Here is a 19,839-nt window from a genome sequence, read left to right as displayed (position 1 = left end):
TTTAGATAAATTTCTAATTACATAATATCCCTTTTTTATACATGAGTCAATATACAAAAAGGAACCATTGAACATTGTATGTCAGTTTCTCAACGAAATTTTGAATACACGCTCAACCGTAAAAAAGAAAAAAGAAGCCGACTTGGCTTCTCCCCAAAATTTCTATTCCTTCACTTTCACCGCTGTACCTGTCGCAATGCACATCATCATATCATCGCGCAACGTTTCAAAATCAAGATCGACACCAATTACTGCATTTGCTCCCATATTGCGCGCTTTTTTCACCATTTCTTCTACAGCCATGTCCCGTCCTTCAGCTAACTTGCTTTCGTATGTTCCGCTTCGGCCACCGATGATATCGGTAATGCTCGCTAAAAAATCACGAACAACGTTGGCCCCTAAAATCACCTCACCAGACACTAAACCGAGGTATTGCTCAATTTGCTTTCCTTCAATGCTATTTGTTGTTGTAACGATCATGTCAATTACCCCTTTCTGTAAATAAAATGAACCCCTTTATTATATTCTCCACCGTTTAAAATCATCCTTTCTCCAAAAACAAATCGGCTCCCAAACAGGAAGCCGATTTGTTTAGTCATCATCGACAGGTGACAGGCACCGAAACCACACGCCGTATAAATACACAACAAGCGAACAGCACTATGACTGTCCGCTTGTTTGTAATAGCACTTCTTTTAGTAGCTCTATCGCATGTTCATCGTTCGGATCATTGGTGCCAAGCTCCCCACTGAAGGCTTTGGAGAGGATGGATTGTTTTATTAAGTCTATTTTTTGCTCGATTTCTAAAGCGAGTTGTTTTTCTGAGTCCAACTTATTTAGTAGAAAATCTACTTTTTCTGCAATCCGTTGTTGCTCCCTAACAGGGGGTAACGGAAGACTAAGTCCACCTATAATCTGGGCGTTTGCTCCTGGCTGCGCAATTCCTTTTTGCACAACAGTGATTTGTTTCCAATACATTGGGCTTTTTAAATAGTTCCACAAATAGCGGGCATCTAAATAATCATTTATAGTCAATCGAATAAGATAAGAAGCAAATACTGCACAAGGCACGTCATCAATCAAAAAACTCTTTCCAGTGGTTGCGCCCGTTCTAGCGATAACAATGTCCCCTTTATTGAGACGGTACTTTTCTAGTTGCTCTTCATCTATTTTGCAATGGGGTACCTTTTCCCAATCAACATGACCATTTTGTATATCGGTTATACGCAAATATTTTGGACCTTCTTCCGATACTGATGACGAAGCAGTGTATCCATATTGCAAATTTTTTAAACACGATTTCAATTTTACCCACACCCAATTTTCCGGCACTTGATAAGGTTGTTCATTTGGTGGAACGATTTCTTTTTCATTTATTTGATTAGGAGCTTCAAAAGGATCATTTGTTCCTAGCTCCCCCCTAAACGCCCTATCCAAAATCGCCGCCCGTCTTAACTCAACCGACCCCTTCACTTCCTCAATCAACTGCTTCGCTTCATCAATTTTAGCAAAAAGTCTCTCGACTTTGTCAGCAATACGTTTTTGTTCGTGTAAAGGAGCTAAAGGCACCTCTATTTCCTTTAGCCTACTCGCTTTTATCCCAGAAACAGTAGTTCCAGTAGCGTTACTTTTAATTAGAGCTTGCATTTGTGGACTCATTAAACAATATTTAAAGAAAGTCTTTTCAAGTGGCTGATAAGGGGAGATTGTGATAATCCTTTGAGCGAGCGCAATTTTCTCATTAATATCTAATTGAGCCACATTCCCTAAAGGTGCTTCGGTTGTAAATAATATATCACCCACATTTGGAATCCCTCTAGTCATCCATGAATCATAATCTTTTTCACTAATAAATTCTTTAGGTTCGTCTTGGATATAACCCATCCTAACATTTTTAGCGGTGATTAGTCTTATACCTGATTCAGTTTTTTTAGGTGTCTTACCTCGATAGTCAATAAACCTACTAATACTACCTAGTCTAACCCACACCCAATTCTCCGGCGCTTTATAAGGCTGTTCTTCTTCCGGCACTAGTGCTTCTTCCAGTAGTTCTTCCAGCGATTTTTGTCTCGTTTTGCTCATTTTTTAAGCACCTCAGATGTTTCTGCCACTTTCAGCACTTCGTTCGTTGCTTGGTAGCTATTAGGTTGTTCGACCGCTTTTAGCTCGGCGATGACTTCGTTTAATAAAGAAATAGCTAATTCCAGTTTTTCTACCGCTTCTTCAGCTGAGTCGATCGGGTCTGGTAAGTTTTCGTAAATCGATAGCGATTCATCGGCAATTAAGCCGATGTCTAAGCTGTCGCCTTTTTTCGCAATTTCTTCGCGCGTGAATACGTTCCAGCGTTCGTCTTGCACTTGATGGCGATCTTCCGCTGTATACGCGTTAATAAAATCGGCGAAATGTTCTTTCGTGAGCGGATTGCGTTTTCCAAACGACGGCATGTTTGTCCGCAAATCGTACACCCATACTTCTTTCGTATTGCCGACATCGCTTGTGCCGCGCGTGAAAAATAAGACGTTCGTTTTTACCCCTTGGGCGTAAAAAATGCCCGTCGGCAAACGTAAAATCGTATGGAGCTCACATTTATCCATTAAATCCCGGCGAATATCTGCCCCGACTCCGCCTTCAAACAAGACGTTATCTGGCACGACGACGGCTGCTCGCGCTTTTCCGTTTGGTTTGAGCGCACGATAAATGTGCTGCAAGAAATTCAACTGTTTGTTCGATGTCATAAACGTAAAATCTGTTCTCGTCGCGCGTTCGCCGCCCTTTTTCGTTCCAAACGGAGGGTTTGTTAAAATGACATCATAGTTTTTCAAGCTTTCCCCTAGCGATGAAAGCGTATCGCCTAATACAATTTCCCCATGAATGTCATGAAGCAGTGCATTCATGACCGCAAGGCGATGCGTATCTCGGACAAGCTCTACGCCGGAGAACGCTTTATATTTTTGAAACTCTATTTCTTCTTGCGACAAATCAAAATAATCATCCGTTTGCTTGCGAACGTGGCGATCGGCGGCAATCATAAAACCAAACGTTCCTGCCGCTGGGTCGTGGCAACGTTCCCCTGGCTGTGGATTCACTAATTCCACAATGACCTCAATGAGCGGGCGAGGCGTAAAATATTGCCCCGCTCCTGACTTCACTTCGTTCGCGTTTTTCTCTAAAAGCCCTTCGTACAAATCGCCTAGTCCTTCTTGTTTTGCATTGTACCAATCGAGACTATTAATCGATTGAATGATTTTTTCTAAGTTTTTCGGCTCACGAATGTTCGAAGCAGCGTCTGTGTAAATTTGCTTTAACAATTCATTTTCTTCTTTTCCTAATGCAAGTAAAAGCTGTTGATAATGGTCTTTCAACTCAATGCCGCTTTTTGTCACGAGCGAATCCCAGCGATACGCTTCTGGGATCATATACTCTCGTCCTGTTTCTTTCATCATTTTTAAAAACAGCAAATACGTGAGTTCTGTCACGTATTGATGGTACGTAATTCCATCATCGCGAAGAACGTTACATAAATTCCAAAGCTTCTGCACAATTTCTCGGTTGTTCATTTAGGCTTGCTCCTTTTTTGGGTGATAGTTATATAAGTTGACGTTAATTTCGCGGACAATTTGCGCGAGTTGTCCGTCGAAAATTTTGTTAATTTGCTTAAATCCGCCATGGCTCTTAAATGGCTCGTATTCGAACGCTTTTTCTGGATCGGGGTGAAGGACGTATTCTTGCAACAGCTGCTTTTCGATGCGTTCAAGCCATTTCTTTTGCACCGGCGGCCATGCTTTCATTTGATAAATTTTCTTCATCGCGTTTTTAATTCGTTCTTCATGGCTAATGAGCGGGTCGCCTAATGCTTGCTGGCGAATGAAGGCGATAATATCTGCGGCGATGTCTTCGTTTTTCGCTTCTCTCCATGCCGCTTGTAGCTTTTTCTCAGAAAATCCTTTCTGGTCTAATTCAAGTAAAAGCTTTTTTAACTCTTCCCTTGTTAATTCGGTAGGGCGTTGGCAAACGACCATGAGTGCAGGGATTTTGTTCATATTGTTGCGAATAAATTCGCCAAATGACTGCAAATAATCGTCTGGCTTTTCTGCGTTGCCGTATCCGCGTTTTACTTCAATTAGTTCATCTTCATGATTCGAAATAAATTGCTTATTTTCTCGGTAGCGATTTTCGTCCATATAGCGGAACATTGATTTGTACTCTTTTAATTCTACAGGTAATTGTTCCGGCTGCAAGTCTTTTATCCAATCAATAAATTCATCGACCGTTTTTCCGCCAGATAGCACGTGAAAGTCTTGGTGTTGACGCTCTGACCATGTTTTCTTTTTCCGCTGTATTTTCGCGATAATTTGTTCTTTTTGGTATTGGAGATGTTCTTGTTTCTCCATTTTCTCTAATTCTTCGACGAGTTGTGTTAACGAGATATTCGGTCGTGTCACTACTGGTTTCATACTTGTATACGGTTTTAACGACTCATAAATGCCAACGGCGTCGAAAATGTTGAAATGGTCTTTTTTAATCTCGTCGCATTTTCTCGTCGCGCGTCCTAGCATTTGTTCGTACAGAATGCGCGAACGAACTCGGCGCAAAAATACAAGGTTGGTAATGTATGGTACGTCGATGCCTGTTGTTAATAAATCGACCGTCACGACAATGGTTGGGTGTTTTTCATTTTTAAAGCGGCGAATGGCGCCAGAAGGGTCTTTAATCGAACCCGTAATTTTCATAATGGCTTGATCTTCGACTGCCCCATATACTTTTTCAAATTCTTCTTTTAAAATGCGCACGACTAAATCGGCATGATCGTCCGTCGCTGCAAAAATTAACGTTTTTCCTTCATCGTCAGGGGAAATGTATTTCGTCAACTCACGAATAATGACACGGTTAAAGCTTTCGGTAATGACTTTTGTATTAAAATGTGCCACGTCGATATTCACTTCGTCTTCTAAATACTCTTGCGAAATCGTTCCCGATACCGTGTCGTACACATCGACCGTTTCCCCTTTTGTCCACGTAATCCCTTCTTTTTTTAGCACCGTCTCAAATTGGTAAGGAGGTTCGTGATCGACTAAATATCCGTCAATAACCGCTTCCCGATACGAATACGTGAACACAGGGGGATCGAAAATTTCGGTCGTATGCAATGCTGGCGTCGCTGTTAACCCAATGCGAACGGCGTCAAAATAGTCCAGTACTTTGCGGTATTTGCTTACATAATCTTGATGGTTGCGAAATTGTAGTTCCACTTCATCCATTTCTTTATCTAACGTATATCCACGATGGGCTTCATCGACAATAATGCAATCGTATTGGTCAATTGGCGGAACATCTTCTGCCCGATCGTTATAAAAAATGCGTTTTAACATTCCTTGCACCGTCGCGATGTGCACTCTCGTTTCGTTGTCTGGTTTTTGGTCGTACAACGACTGCAAATGATAAATTTCCGTAAACGTCAAGAAGTTTTCGAGCTTACTTTCTTTAAATGCCCCTTCGGCTTGCTCGCCTAACGCTTTTCTATCCACGAGAAATAAAACACGGCGGAAACGGTTTGCTTTAATTAATCGATAAACTAACCCGATCGCCATTCTCGTTTTCCCTGTTCCTGTCGCCATCGCAATTAAAATGCTGCGCTTTTTCTCTTCGAGCGCTTTTTCGACCGCTTGAATTGCTTTTACTTGATAAGGGCGCAATTTTAAATAGTCGAACTTTTCATCGCGCAAAAGCTGCTCGGAACGTTCAATATCTTGTTTGAGCAAATCTTTTAATCCTTGCGGCGTATACCATCCTTGCAGTGGGCGCGGATGGTTCGTTGATTTTCGCGCATCTAAAAACCAAATGCCTGATTTTTGTTCCAACTGTTTTAAATAAGGTCGCCCGTTTGTCGCAAAGAGAAATGGAACAAAATAATCGCCCCACGGTTCGTGAATGATTTCATTACCGTAGCGAACAATCGATTTTGCATATTCTTTCGCCTGTTCAATATCGGATGGAATATCTTTGCTCGCCCGCTTTGCTTCAATGATTCCAACCAATTCAAGCCCAACAAATAAAGCATAATCGGCGTAGCCATTTCGTAACGGCCATTCAGCAATCGCCATATTTCGCCCTTTTTGTGGACGAGCTCCTTTGGAAAATCGCAATTTCTCCGAATCGGCATCCCAACCTGCTTCTTGCAGTTGCTGGTCAATAAGGATGCGCGTTTCCGCTTCGGTCAATTCCATATCGATAACCGCCCGCTGCGAAAGTTCACGGCGTTTTTGTTTCTCTTCACTCGAGACATATAGCTGTTCTTTGCGTATTTTCTCAAGTTCTGTTTCTAGCTGAGAAAGTTTTTGCTCATACGACTGAATCACGCGCTGCAGTTCTTCTTCTTGCATTTTAACACGTGGTACTGGCTCGACGTATGCTGGTGGTTGAAATGACCAATCGCCGTACACTTCCATAAACCAAACAGCGATGCGAAATGCCATATGTAATAACGCTTTTGCTTCCTCTACTTCCCCATAGCTTGGGTTATGTACCGCTAAATTCCCTTTCAAACGAATGACCGTAAATAAGTCGTATATTTCTTTTGGGATGATTTGGTCATAAAAAAGCACTTTGAGTCTTTCTTGCTGATCCGTTCCTTTTTCTTCGCGAATCTCTTCCAGTGCTAAAATATACTTTGTAATTGTTTCGGCAAATTTCCGAAGTTCGCTGATTGTTACATTTGGGTTTTCATATACGTTGCGTTCTGCCGTTTCCCCAACTCTTGCAAGCACTTCCCACTTTTCTTCTAAAAAGCGAAAGTTATGCGACATATATACCCCACCATTCTTTATTATTCATTCTTCTACTATCACGTTATTAGTTTCATTTTACCATATATTTCACATTTTGTAATCAGATACGACATTTCCTGCCTTGTTTTCTTTTGTCTAATCAGTTTACATAATATATATTATTGTCGTATGAAAAATAATGTAATTATGTTAGTGAAACAAAAAATCCATAGCCCCTCCCGCTATGGATCCACTCCATTCAGAAAACTTCAGGCAGGTTGGCACTCTCGCATCCCCACCACGGGCGATGGCTGCCTGTTCCATCCTCTCAAATCTTTTCCTAACTTATTCATATACAAACATTCCCACATCTGTTATACATAATCCTCTTTTATTTCTCAATCGTAACCGTGCAAATGCTTTTTAACATCTCTTAAAAAATTTACGAATCGTTCACATACTGTTCTTCCACTAAATCATCAAGCCATTTTGGAATCGTTAACGTCTTTTTTATAGCTAAGCTTCCATTTCATAGCGAAAAGGCGGCATCCATACTTCAATAAAGACAACGGTTTTATTATTTTTGTATGGAATGTCCGACAATTTTGAAGGATTCGGAATGACTTCATTCTCCTGTTCTAATCCGTATAAATGCAGTGCCAATGCCTCTTTTGCCATTTGCAGCGCTTCCTCTTCTGTATCGCCACACGTGAAACATCCAGGAAGATCAGGGAATTCCACAGATATCCCGTCACTGTCATCATCGAAAATAGCCGGATAAATATAGCGGTCTTTTTTCATCATCTTTGGCGAGGAGACCCCGGCTTCTAAGCGAGAGCGAAAGTCGGGGAGGAATCGCCCTTCCTCCTTTCTTCTGTATATGATAGAATAAAAACGTGGAGAAAACCGTTGAATCAAGGCACTCCAATTCCCGTTACTCGATGTAGGGAGTTGGTTGCAGGAAACGTTGCAACCGTAAAACATCGAGCGTACATCCGTCTGTTGTGCGTGGAAGTCAAGTACTGCCTACAGACATGCCGAGCCACTCGGTAGCGATATAGGCATGACCTATGTCGTTGGGTAGTCGTCAACCTGCCCCTGATGCAACCCCAAGTCAAGGAAGGAGGACGAAGTCCGTTCGCACTTCTGGGGAGTTGCAAGCCCCCGCTTCAAGCGTTAGCTAAGTGGGGGTAGTTGACGCCATTTCAATATGTTGTCAAGATACCCGCCATCAATAAATAAGGCGATTCGTGAATACAAAAACATCCCTCCCCACATGAAAAACAAAAGGAGCGACACGATGCCGCTCCCTTCTTGACCTGCCATCCATACGAACGACAGCGTTTATTCTATGCACAATTATACAACAAAAACACGACAATGGCAACACACACCATCCTTGTCACGTAACGAGCTCGCCTATTGCATAGTGGTAAAACAAAAATCTATAGCCCCTCCCGCTATGGATCGACTTCATTCACAAAACTTCAGGTGGGCTTTCACTCCCGCATCTCCACCAAGGGCGATGACTGCCTGTTCTTCTGAACGCTTTGTGTGATTTTTATATATTACGTCAGTATTGTCAATCATTCATGACACCCCAAGCCATGCATACACGAGAAAAAAACAAAGGTTCTTCACCACAAGTGTTCAATTTCACAATTTTGTGTACGTCTGATGTTAGGGTCAACTTTTCATCGGCACCCCCTCTTCATACCAAGAGAGCTTTTTTCTTTCAAGTCCCCGAAAACCTTTCTAACAAGAATGTTTTCTTACCTTAATTAAAAGAGAAGAAGCCGATTCCGCTTCTTCTCACATTCCCTATTCCTTCACTTTCACCGCTGTACCTGTCGCAAGGCACATCATCATGCCATCGCGCAACGTTTCAAAATCAAGATCGACACCAATTACTGCATTTGCTCCCATATTGCGCGCTTTTTTCACCATTTCTTGCACAGCCATTTCACGTCCTTCTGCTAACTTGCTTTCATACGTTCCACTTCGTCCACCGATAATGTCTGTAATGCTCGCTAAAAAATCACGAACAACGTTGGCCCCCAAAATCACCTCACCAGACACTAAACCGAGGTATTGCTCAATTTGCTTTCCTTCGATGCTATTTGTTGTTGTGACGATCATGAAAAATGACCTCCTATATTTATTCAATTTGTTTTTAATAGGATAACTCCGAAAAGAATAAAAATAATCCCCATCACTTTTTTGGAACTCATTATTTCCTGAAACAAGAAAAATCCGACGAGTGAGATGAAAACAATACCTAACCCTGACCAAATGGCATAAGCAACTGATACATCAATTCCTTTCAAAGCTACAGCAAGTGCCGTGAAGCTAATCCCGTAACTAATTATCATCGTTACTGTTGCCCACACATTGGTAAGACCGTTCGACCATTTCATCGCAGTCGTCCCTAAAACTTCAAATACAATTGCGATCGACAAATACAACCAATACATATCCCTTTCATCTCCTAATCATACGATCAGGAAAGTCGGTCATGATTGCTTTCACGCCACTTCCGATCAGCTTGTTAAGCAATGATACCTCGTTAATTGTGTATACACAAGTATCTACCTCTTGCCTTACTTTCTCCCCTTCTGCTGAAATAAAAAATGTCCAGTCGACGTGAACTTCTTTTACGTTTAACGACCGAGCAACATCTAATACATTTTGCTCAGTTCCTTCCACTAACAGGGCAAGGTTGATGTCTTTCGCGAGTTGCCGCATCTTATATAGGCTCTGAATAGAAAAAGATGAAATAATGACATGATGGTTCCATAAACGATATGAATCCAACAACGTTAGTAACTTTTCTTCCATCCCATCATATTGAATTATACCATTTTTTAACTCAATACTCAAAACAATTGATCTCTTTTGATTAGCTAGCCAATCTAAAACGTCTGTTAATGCTGGAATACGTTCTCCTGCAAAACGTGGATGAAACCAACTTCCTGCGTCAAAACGACAAAGTTGACGATAAGAAAAGTCTTTTACATAACCAATTCCGTCAGTCGTTCGTTCAATGCGTTCATCATGAATGACCACTAACTCCCCATCTTTCGTCATTTGCACATCTAGCTCTATACCATCTACACCTAAATCATATGCCTGTTGAAAAGCGATCATTGTATTTTCAGGATATTTACCGCTGAATCCTCGATGCGCATAAATGTACATGACAACTTCACCTCTCACATGATGAAAGGATGCCCTTAGTGGGCACCCCTCTTATCTTTTTTTCGCCATTTCTAGCTCCCGGTTAATTTCATTTGCCGCTCGTTCAAGTGCTTCCTTTGGCTCGACACCTTGATATAGACTTTCCATTGCACTTACAATTTTTTGGCGAGCTTGTGGAAAGATAGAAATTAATGCCCCTTGAGTAGCTGGTGTTGCTTTTGTTTCTTTTAATTGATTTACCGTCACCATCAACTGAGGATATTTCTCCCACTGCTCTTTCACAATTGGTAAATCATATGCAGATGGATTAACCGCAAAATAACCCGTATTTACATGCCACTTCGCTTGCACCTCTGGTGTTGTCACATATTTCATGAACTCCCACGCTGCTTTTTTCTTCTCCTCGTCTACATCTTTCATCAACCACAATGAAGCTCCTCCGATAATGACACCTTGCCGCTCCACGTCATCTGGAATCGGTAAATAGGACACTCCTACTTGAAACGGCGCACTATCCACAATCGTCCGTACCCCAGCTGATGAATCTAGATACATAGCCATTTTCCCTGATTGAAACGCTGCACGCATGTCATCCCAATTTTGACCTACATTATAAAAAGTACCCTCGTTATACATATCATAGATTAATTCAAATACACGTAGCCCTTCCTTTCCGTTAAAAGCTACTTCTGTTGCCTCACCTTTTCGACCATTTTCCTCATTCACATAAAGGCCACCTTGAACAGCTAGCATCTGTTCAAAAAACCAACCGTAATTTAAAATCGAAAATCCGTATTTGCCGTCTTTCGTTAACTGTTTTGCGGCCGCCTTCAACTCACTATATGTCATTGGTGGTTTTTCAGGATCCAAACCTGCCTCTTTAAAAGCATCTTTATTGTAAATGAGTACTGGAGTCGACGAGTTAAATGGCATAGAATAGATCGTTCCATTTACTGTATAGTAGTTTACAATGTTTTTTTCCCATTGTGATACGTCATATCCTTCTTCATCAATAAACTTTTGAACAGGCTCGATTTTTCCGCTTTCAATCATGTACTTTGTTCCGATCTCAAATGTTTGCATTAAAGTCGGAGAGTCTTTTGTTCCTGCTACCGCATTGAACTTAGTTAACGCTTCTTCATACGTCCCTTGAAATACAGGCTTTACTTCAATTGTTGATTGTGAAGCATTGAAATCAGCAACTATTTCATTTAACGCCTTTTCCAAGTCCCCACTCATCGCATGCCAAAATACAACTTCTGTTTTTTGGACTTGTTGTTCTTCATCTTTTTGATCATTTGTTTTTGATACCGTTTCGTCACTTCCGCTGTTACATCCAACTAAAGTTGATGCAATAAGCAAAGTAGATATCCACTTTTTCACTCTGTTTTCCCCCTATTCATTATTTGATTGCTCCTTGCATTAAACCTTTTTGTAGTTGCTTTTGTCCGATAAATATCAAAATTAATGTTGGCAAAATGATAATCATAACTGCAGCCATCACCACCCCCCATTCAGTAGCCATTTCTTGAGTTTGCATTTGCTTTAAACCAATTTGAACGGTACGCACACTCTCATCATTCGTCACAAGAAGTGGCCATAAGTACATGTTCCATGTCGTTAAGAAGCTGTAAACTCCTAAAGTCGCTAAACTCGTCTTCGACAGCGGTAAAACAACATACCAAAAAAAGCGAAAATGTTTCATTCCTGACACTTGTGCTGATTCATACAATTCAAACGGAATCGTCTTAAAGTGTTGACGGAGTAAAAAAATACCGAATGCTGATGCAAAAAAAGGAATTGTCAAACCAAGATAGTTATTTGTCCATCCAAAAGATTGAACGGTCAAATAATTTGGAATGACCGTCGCTTCCCAAGGAATCAGCATTGTTAAAATGGTTAGGAAAAACAAAAGATCTCTCCCAGGGAAACGAAGAAATACAAATGCAAATGCTGCCAAACTAGAGACAACTAGCTGCCCAACCATAACGATGAAAGAAACAACAAAGCTGTTCCATAAATAACGACCAAGAGGAACTTTTTCAAAAGCTATAACATAATTTTTAATTGACCAAGTTGTTGGCCACCATTTCCCCTGTAATAACTCCGCACCGCTTAAAAAACTAATTAAAAATGCATATCCAATTGGAAACATCATGATGATGGTACAAATAACCAATATTGCATATAGACTAATTTTTTTTATTAGAAGGCTCACTGATAATGCACCTTCCTTTCAGCAAAAGTAAATTGTACAATAGTCACAATTAAAACGATGAAAAACAGAACAATTGCCTGAGCGCTCGCAAATCCGAAGTTGTAATTAACGAATGCTTCGCGGTAGATAGAGTATACAAGAACTGTCGTTGTGTTCATTGGTCCCCCTTTCGTCAATATGTCAATTTGTCCGAACGTTTGAAAAGCGTGAATGAGCGAAACAGTTATAACGAAAAACAAAGTGGGGGACAACAGCGGCAAAGTAATTCGCCATAGTTGATACAAACGACTCATCCCTATAATTTCTGCACTTTCATACAATGTGGAATCAATATTTTGTAACCCACCCAACAAGATTAAAAAAGCAAATCCAATATTCATCCAAACTGTAGCTGCGGCAACCGCCGCTAAAGCTGTATCTGGATTGAGTAGCCATTGCCGTTCTTCTCCACCGAGCGCGATTAAAATCTTGTTGATTACTCCGACAGCAGGGTTATACATAAACATCCAAATAACAGAAGAAGCTGCCACACTCATCCCTAACGTTGATGAAAAAAATGTACGAAATAATTGTATTCCTCGTAATTTCTCATTCGCCAAAAGAGCCAAACATAAAGAAATGATGACAGTTGGTGGTACGGTATATATCACAAACAAAAATGTCGCTTTCATACTTTCTTTAAAATTGCGATCTTCAAATAAGTAAACGAAGTGCTCAAATCCGACATAAGTCGTTGGATTCCCTTGAAAATCTGTCATATGCATACTCAAATAAAGTGTGCGAATCATTGGATAAAATACAAAAATCGAGAATAGTAGCAAGGAAGGAAGAATATACATCCCCCCTTCAATAACTCGTTTCACCGTATGCGGCATAAGAATCTCCCTCCCTTTTCACTCTTCTTCCTTTGTCGTCAAAGAATATGATACGTTCGTCATCAATAGCAATTCGCACTTGCTGTCCTACTTCGATCTGATATTGTCCATGCCAGCGTGCAATCCATTGATCATGTTCAGTCAATCTTAATGTGACAAGTGTTTCCGTACCTAATCTTTCGACATGGATGACTTCTAACAAAACATGAGGTTCGTGCGAATGAGCCAATCTAATGTGCTCCGGTCGAACACCAATTGTGACGCATTCATTTGGAACATGTGCATCGCCAGCAATTTTCACAATCCATTCGTGTTGCAGTAAAAAAGAGTCGTAAAGTCGCTGTACTTTTGCCATATTCATCGGGGGAGACCCTATGAACGATGCAACAAACACATTGCTAGGACTGTTGTACACTTGCAGAGGCTCTCCCACCTGCTGAATTCGTCCGTCACACAACACCATCATTCGATCAGACATTGTCATAGCTTCTACTTGATCATGTGTAACATAAATCATTGTCATACCTAATTGCCGTTGCAATTGACGAATATATGTACGCATATGTGAACGCAATTTAGCATCTAAATTCGATAACGGTTCATCCATTAAGCAAATCGGAGTTTCTGCAACAATGGCACGCGCTAAAGCTACTCGCTGCCTTTGTCCCCCTGAAAGATGGCGCGGCTTCTTTTTCATGTACTCTGTTAAACCGAGCATTTCCGATACTTCCAAACATTTTTTTCTTTTCTCTTTTTTCAACATTTTCTTCCCGTACAAACCTAGTGCAATATTCTCTTCAACTGTTAAATGAGGATATAAAGCATAATTTTGAAACACCATTGACAAATGTCTCTCACTTGGATGAGCAAAATTCATTTCCTTCCCAGCTATTTTTAATTGTCCTTCTGTAATTGTTTCTAATCCAGCAATCATTCGAAGTAATGTACTTTTACCGCAACCTGAAGGTCCAACAAGCACAAAAAATTCTCCTTCTCGAATTTGTATGCTTATGTCATCAATGACAAATGTTTTCCCATCATACGATTTACGAACATTTATTAATTCAATCATTATATCCCTTCTTCCTCAACTAATTTCCATATCTCTGGGTTACCACTTGATACAGCTTGTGCTCCTTTTTGTATAGATTGTAATATTTGGTTTTTATTTCGAATTAATCCACCTGTAATAATTGGGATATTCGTCTTTTTGACTAAATGCTCAATCATCTCTGGTACAATGCCGGGCATAACCTCCAACGCATCCGGAGCCACTTGCTGAATTGAATGCAAACCGTTCATCATTGCATCCGTATCTACTAAAAACAATCGTTGGATCGCCCACAACTTTTCTTTTTTTGCTAAATGAATAAGTGAACTTTTTGTCGTGACAATTCCGTGTGGCCGGATAAATTTTGCTAAAAATTGCAACCCCTCTTTATCACAAGTAATACCAGGGATCTTTTCAACATGTATGAACACATAACGATCGTTCTCTTTCAACAAATCAACATATCGTTTTATGACACTAATCGTTCCTGTTTGTAAAAATGCTGTTTTCCATCTCGTTTTCAGGAAATATTCCATATGCTTTGGATGCTTAATAGTTGCAATAAATTTTTCTTGTAGAAACATGCTTCTTCCCCCTCACATAAACAAAAGAGAAACCGAAAACAACGGCAGAATGACCCCTACGCTGTTGTTATGGTTTCTCCTTTTCTCTACCTTTTCTGTATTCACTTTTCTTGCTTTTCATTTTAACTCTCTTTTGTTAATTGAATATCATATTTGTTTAAATATTTTGTTAATTTATGTTTCAGTAAAATTAAAAATCGGCTCCCAAACAGGAAGCCGATTTGTTTAGTCATGAAAGTTCATTCCATCTGTCGTTTCTTTCACAATGCCCGCACGAATAACGAAGTCGCCAAAACGTTCGCCAGGGAGGCGTTCTTTCGCATACCGAGAAAAGAGCGTACGAAGTTCGGATAAAATTTCTTTTTCTCCGATATTTTCTCGATACAATTTACCGAGACGGCTGCCATCAAATGCAGCCCCGAGATACATATTATATTTGCCGATCGATTTACCGATAAATGCAATTTCCCCAAGCACATGACGTGCACAGCCGTTCGGGCAGCCGGTCATGCGAATCGTTATTTCCTCATCGCGAAGGCCGTTTTCTTCAACAATTTCTTCAATTTGATCAAGTAGCTTTGGCAAATAACGTTCCGCTTCCGCCATCGCTAACCCACATGTCGGTAGCGCAACACAAGCCAATGAATTGCGGCGAAGCGCACTATAATGTTTGCCATCTGTCAATTTGTATTGCTTGATGAGCGCGTCAACTTCTTCTTTTTTCTCGCTTGGCACGTTGGCAATGACTAAATTTTGGTTAGCAGTTAATCGAAAGTCCCCAACATGCACTTTCGCAATTTCCCGTAATCCTGTCATTAACAAATAATCATCCGTATCTTTCACGCGACCACCCTCGACAAATAACGTGAAATGCCACGTTCCGTTTACACCTTCTACCCAACCGTAACGATCACCGTTATGCTCGAAATGATATGGGCGCGCTTCCTCTAGCTTCCATCCAAGGCGGTTCTCTAGCTCAGCCTTCACTGCTTCTAGGCCGAGGCGATCGATCGTGTACTTAAATCGAGCATGTTTGCGCACAGAACGATTCCCATAGTCACGCTGAATCGTGACAACTTTTTCGGCGACATCAATAACTTGTTCTGGTTTACAAAAGCCGATCACTTTCGCTAATTGCGGATATGTCGTACGGTCGCCATGGGTCATGCCCATTCCACCACCGATTGCCACATTAAAACCAACAAGCTTTCCTTGTTCAACGATAGCGATCAAACCGAGGTCTTGCGAAAATACATCGACGTCATTAGATGGTGGTACAGCGATACCAATTTTAAATTTTCGAGGTAAATAAAGCGCCCCGTAAATTGGTTCTTGCTCGACTTCCGGCGTTCCTGCCACCTTTTCTTCATCGAGCCAAATTTCGTAATATGCCCTTGTTTGTGGTAATAAATGGTCACTTAATCTTTTCGCCCATTCGTACACTTCCACATGTACTTCTGACTGATACGGATTCGGATTGCACATAACATTCCGGTTCACGTCACCACATGCCGCTAACGTTGTCAATAGCGCATCATTAATCGCTTGGAGCGTTTTTTTCATATTCCATTTCAATACGCCATGAAACTGAAACGCTTGCCGTGTTGTAAGCTTTAATGTCCCGTTGGCGTATTTTCTTGCTAGTTCATCCATCACAAGCCACTGTTCTGGTGTTGCTACTCCACCCGGCGTGCGAACGCGAATCATAAATTGGTATGCAGGCTCTAACTTCTGTTTTTGCCGCTCTGCTCTTAAATCACGATCATCTTGTAAATAACTGCCATGAAATTTCATTAACCGGTTATCATCTTCTGGAATACCGGCAGTAATGCGATCTTCCATCGTTTCTTTTAACGTGCCACGCAAATAGTTGCTCTCCCGTTTAATGCGCTCAACATCGCTCGGTGGTCCATCTGGTGGTGTTAATACAAACTTTTCCATTCATATCCCCCCTAATATACATCGCGCTGATATCGTTTTTGTTTTTGCATCTCAGCTATATACGCTTCTGCTTGTTCGCTTGTCATGTTTCCTTCTTTTTCAATCACATGAATAAGCGTTTGATGTACATCGCGCGCCATATGCTGCTTATCACCACAAACGTAAACGACAGCTCCATCTTCAAGCCAGCGGAACAGCTCCTTGCTTCGTTCTAGCATGCGATGCTGCACGTACACTTTTTGATCTGTATCACGTGAAAACGCAACATCCATTTTTGTCAACACACCATTTTTCAACCACGCTTGCCACTCTGTTTGATAGAGAAAATCCGTCACAAAATGTTGATCGCCAAAAAATAGCCACGACTTCCCTTTCGCCCCTATTGCCTCGCGCTCTTGCAAGAAACTGCGAAACGGCGCAACACCCGTACCTGGTCCCACCATGATGATTGGCGTATTTGTGTCTTTTGGGAGCTTAAAATTCGGATTTTGATGAACGAACACCGGAAGTTGATCACCAACGTGTAAACGTTCCGCACAAAACGTCGAACAAACACCTTTACGTAAACGTCCGTGCGCTTCGTAACGCACTGCACCGACGGTGATATGCACTTCATCAGGATAAGCAAGCAAGCTGCTTGCAATCGAATAAAAGCGCGGCTGCAACTTACGTAAAGAAGAAACAAACTGATCTGGCGACATATCCCACGGACCGAAATCGCGAAGAACATCGAGCACATCACGCCCTTTCATATATTCCTTTCTTTTCACTTCTTGCTCAGAAGAAAGGAGCACATGAAAATCTGGATGGCGTGAAAACGAAACAAGCGATTGCAATAATTGCTCGGTTAACACCGTAATTTCTAATCGGGAAAGCAGCACTTCGCGTAACGGTTCTTCTTTTCCTTCAACAGAAACCGGTGTGTCTGGATTCCATTTCATTTCTTGAATAATGAGATCTACAAGTTCTGGATCGTTTTTCGGGAAAACACCAAGCGCATCGCCTGGTTCAAATACCAATCCTGAACCTTCGAGCGATAATTCAATATGGCGTGTTTCTTTGTTCGAGCCGCGTCCATTTAAATTGATATTTTCTAATACTTCCGCTTGAAACGGATGCTTGCGCGAGTAGTTAGAAACAGGTTTCACTTGCGACTGCTGGGGAAGGACGGTGACGGAACCCCCACCTTGCTTATTCAACTCACTAAGCACCCCATCAAGCCACTTCGCCGCTGCTTCCTCATAATCGACATCACAATCAACGCGTTCGTATAACCGCTCTCCTCCGAGTTCTTTTAGCCGTTGATCGAAGTCTTTTCCTGTTTTACAAAAATGTTCATACGACGTATCGCCAAGCGCCAATACCGAGAAGCGCAGATGGTTAAGTTTTGGTGCGCGCTTGCTATGGAGAAATTCGTAAAATGATAAAGCATTATCTGGCGGTTCCCCCTCACCATACGTGCTAACGACAACAAGCAACGTGTCGATTTTTTTTAAGTCGTTTGGTTTGAAATCAAGCATCGATAAAACATGAACATGAAACCCATGGCTTTTGAGTACTTCTCCAGTTTTTTCCGCCAATTTTTGTGCATTTCCTGTTTGTGAGCCGTAAAGGATCGTTATTTCTTTCGATACGTGGGCTTCTTGCTGTACCGCTGTGCTCGCAAATTCGGTAGCAGCTAAATATCCGCTTAACCAAAGCTTTTGCGCTGGCGTTAATGTCGGCCAAAGTCGGTTGAGCAAGTCAACTTGTTGTTCGTTAAATGGGCTATTCGTCACTTGAAACGGCAACATCTTTCACCTCTCGTTTTTCTACTATTCCTATAAATCAAGTATGTTTTATTTGACTTTACCGCAAAAAATAAAATTAGTAAAATAAATATAAATTATCAGAACTATTTATTTTTTTAATGATTAAGGGGCGATAGCTGTGTACGACGAATTAAAAACATTTATGACTTTAGTAGAGGTGAAAAACTTCACAAAAACTGCGGAAATTCTCCATCTATCCCAACCGAGCGTCAGTTTGCACATTAAAAATTTAGAAAAAGAATTTCAAACGAAACTATTTATTCGTTCGCCAAAAAAACTACAAGTGACAGCGACTGGCGAATTACTTTACGATCGAGCTAAAAAAATGATTGCCTTGTACGAACAAACAAAACAAGATATTTTAGAATACCACGATTGTGTGAAAGGAACGTTGAAAATCGGGGCTAGTTTTACGATCGGGGAATATGTGCTTCCTTCTTTTTTACTTTCTTTACAAGACGATTATCCAGAACTACACTTCGAAGTGATGATTGGCAACACGAAGGAGATCGTCGAGCTTGTCCGTTCATATGAAACCGATATTGGCTTAATTGAAGGGCAAACGAACGAAAAAGAATTGGCTGTTTATCCATTCATGCAAGATGAGCTTGTCATCGTGGCTTCAAACGATCACCCGCTCGTTCACAAACAAGAAGTATGTATAAGCGATCTACAAAATCAAATATGGATTACGCGTGAATTAGGCTCTGGCACACGTGAATACTTTAACCATTTTATTCGTTCAAATGGATTAAAAATTAAATCGCTCATGATCATCAGCAGCAATCAAGGAATTAAAGAAACGTTAATGCGCGGAAACGGGTTAGCCTTTCTTTCACGCCATGTAATTGAGCGCGAATTAAAACAAGGTCACTTATCGATCGTCTGTTTAAAGCACCCCCCTTTTTACCGAACGTTTTCTTATCTTTATGCACCGACAATGAAAAGCAAAAAAATCGTTCATTTATTTATTGATTTTCTCGAACGAAAAAAGATGTAACGAGCACGGCTATCCTGCTCTGTTACACCCTTTTCGTCTTAATGCTCTGCTAGCTGTGACACTGGAACACGCTGTTGATTTTCCGGATTGTCTAAAAAATGGATTGTTGCCGTTTCCGTTTGCGCATCGACATGTTCGATATATACCGATTTTCCATTATACGTTACATTTTTCATATCGGGCGATTGAGCAATTTGTTGCGCACGTGTTACGTTCATGTTGTTTCCCTCCCTTCAAATGATTATTATCATCTACGCTTCACGTTAAAAATATACAAAAAAAGAGCACCCACAAGGTTGGTATGCTGCTCTTATTTTTTATACACATGAATCGAAAGTCCTTTTTTCTCATAAACATATGTGAAAATAAAGGAAGAACAGGGCTAACATAGAAGTAA

The 19,839-nt window shown here is 40.9% G+C and carries 17 protein-coding genes; 1 reads left to right on the top strand and 16 read right to left on the bottom strand.

Going from position 1 to position 19,839, the window contains the following annotated elements; genetic code table 11:
- Positions 1–162: 162 nt before the first annotated feature.
- From BM213_RS05840 to BM213_RS05765, 15 genes are all read right to left on the bottom strand, one after another.
- On the bottom strand, positions 163–480 hold the full coding sequence (locus BM213_RS05840; RefSeq protein WP_091701891.1) for a YbjQ family protein: 318 nt from the start codon (positions 478–480) through the stop codon (positions 163–165).
- A gap of 180 nt (positions 481–660) precedes the next feature.
- Positions 661–2,082, bottom strand: coding sequence for a restriction endonuclease subunit S (locus BM213_RS05835; protein WP_091701888.1), 1,422 nt, complete (start codon positions 2,080–2,082; stop codon positions 661–663).
- Positions 2,079–3,557, bottom strand: a complete 1,479-nt coding sequence (locus BM213_RS05830; RefSeq protein WP_091701885.1) for a class I SAM-dependent DNA methyltransferase — start codon at positions 3,555–3,557, stop codon at positions 2,079–2,081. The genes BM213_RS05835 and BM213_RS05830 overlap by 4 nt, the downstream gene beginning before the upstream one ends.
- A complete protein-coding gene (hsdR, locus tag BM213_RS05825) occupies positions 3,558–6,803 on the bottom strand; it encodes a type I restriction-modification system endonuclease (protein WP_091701882.1) in 3,246 nt (1,081 codons plus the stop codon).
- A gap of 477 nt (positions 6,804–7,280) precedes the next feature.
- Positions 7,281–7,568, bottom strand: a complete 288-nt coding sequence (locus BM213_RS05820) for a type II toxin-antitoxin system HicB family antitoxin (RefSeq protein WP_244149198.1) — start codon at positions 7,566–7,568, stop codon at positions 7,281–7,283.
- A gap of 1,017 nt (positions 7,569–8,585) precedes the next feature.
- Positions 8,586–8,903 carry a YbjQ family protein gene (locus tag BM213_RS05810; RefSeq protein WP_091701878.1) on the bottom strand — a complete coding sequence of 106 codons (318 nt, stop codon included), beginning with the start codon at positions 8,901–8,903 and terminating at the stop codon, positions 8,586–8,588.
- Between the two features lie 23 nt (positions 8,904–8,926).
- Positions 8,927–9,238 (bottom strand): DMT family transporter, encoded by a 312-nt coding sequence (locus BM213_RS05805; RefSeq protein WP_091701876.1) that lies wholly within the window; start codon positions 9,236–9,238, stop codon positions 8,927–8,929.
- Between the two features lie 7 nt (positions 9,239–9,245).
- The gene (locus BM213_RS05800) at positions 9,246–9,962 is read right to left on the bottom strand and encodes a glycerophosphodiester phosphodiesterase (protein ID WP_091701874.1); all 717 of its coding nucleotides are present in this window, start codon (positions 9,960–9,962) and stop codon (positions 9,246–9,248) included.
- Positions 9,963–10,013: 51 nt separating this feature from the next.
- Complete coding sequence (locus BM213_RS05795; protein ID WP_021094817.1) at positions 10,014–11,345, bottom strand: ABC transporter substrate-binding protein; 1,332 nt, start codon at positions 11,343–11,345, stop codon at positions 10,014–10,016.
- Positions 11,346–11,364: 19 nt separating this feature from the next.
- Positions 11,365–12,120: a carbohydrate ABC transporter permease gene (locus BM213_RS05790; RefSeq protein WP_051157477.1), complete on the bottom strand. Its 756-nt coding sequence runs from the start codon at positions 12,118–12,120 to the stop codon at positions 11,365–11,367.
- 56 nt (positions 12,121–12,176) lie between these two features.
- Positions 12,177–13,055 (bottom strand): carbohydrate ABC transporter permease, encoded by an 879-nt coding sequence (locus tag BM213_RS05785; protein WP_091701873.1) that lies wholly within the window; start codon positions 13,053–13,055, stop codon positions 12,177–12,179.
- Complete coding sequence (locus tag BM213_RS05780) at positions 13,027–14,127, bottom strand: ABC transporter ATP-binding protein (protein ID WP_091701870.1); 1,101 nt, start codon at positions 14,125–14,127, stop codon at positions 13,027–13,029. The genes BM213_RS05785 and BM213_RS05780 overlap by 29 nt, the downstream gene beginning before the upstream one ends.
- Positions 14,127–14,690 carry a glycerol-3-phosphate responsive antiterminator gene (locus BM213_RS05775; protein ID WP_021094813.1) on the bottom strand — a complete coding sequence of 188 codons (564 nt, stop codon included), beginning with the start codon at positions 14,688–14,690 and terminating at the stop codon, positions 14,127–14,129. Before BM213_RS05775 ends, BM213_RS05780 begins: the two co-directional genes overlap by 1 nt.
- 225 nt (positions 14,691–14,915) lie before the next feature.
- Complete coding sequence (cysI, locus tag BM213_RS05770) at positions 14,916–16,631, bottom strand: assimilatory sulfite reductase (NADPH) hemoprotein subunit (RefSeq protein ID WP_091701869.1); 1,716 nt, start codon at positions 16,629–16,631, stop codon at positions 14,916–14,918.
- An 11-nt stretch (positions 16,632–16,642) separates the two neighbouring features.
- Entirely contained in the window at positions 16,643–18,424 is a 1,782-nt protein-coding gene (locus tag BM213_RS05765) for an assimilatory sulfite reductase (NADPH) flavoprotein subunit (RefSeq protein WP_091701868.1), read from the bottom strand.
- Positions 18,425–18,560: 136 nt separating this feature from the next.
- On the opposite strand from BM213_RS05765, the gene BM213_RS05760 reads away from it, so the two are divergent.
- Positions 18,561–19,442, top strand: a complete 882-nt coding sequence (locus tag BM213_RS05760; RefSeq protein WP_003397454.1) for a LysR family transcriptional regulator — start codon at positions 18,561–18,563, stop codon at positions 19,440–19,442.
- Between the two features lie 38 nt (positions 19,443–19,480).
- Here BM213_RS05760 and BM213_RS05755 read toward each other — a convergent pair whose 3' ends face one another.
- A complete protein-coding gene (locus BM213_RS05755) occupies positions 19,481–19,660 on the bottom strand; it encodes a small acid-soluble spore protein H (RefSeq protein WP_003397457.1) in 180 nt (59 codons plus the stop codon).
- Positions 19,661–19,839: the final 179 nt, after the last annotated feature.

Source organism: Anoxybacillus pushchinoensis, from assembly GCF_900111795.1.
In the GTDB taxonomy this organism is placed as follows: domain Bacteria; phylum Bacillota; class Bacilli; order Bacillales; family Anoxybacillaceae; genus Anoxybacillus; species Anoxybacillus pushchinoensis.
The sequence above is the reverse complement of the archived record's forward strand: the minus strand, read 5'-3'. Positions and strand labels throughout refer to the sequence as shown.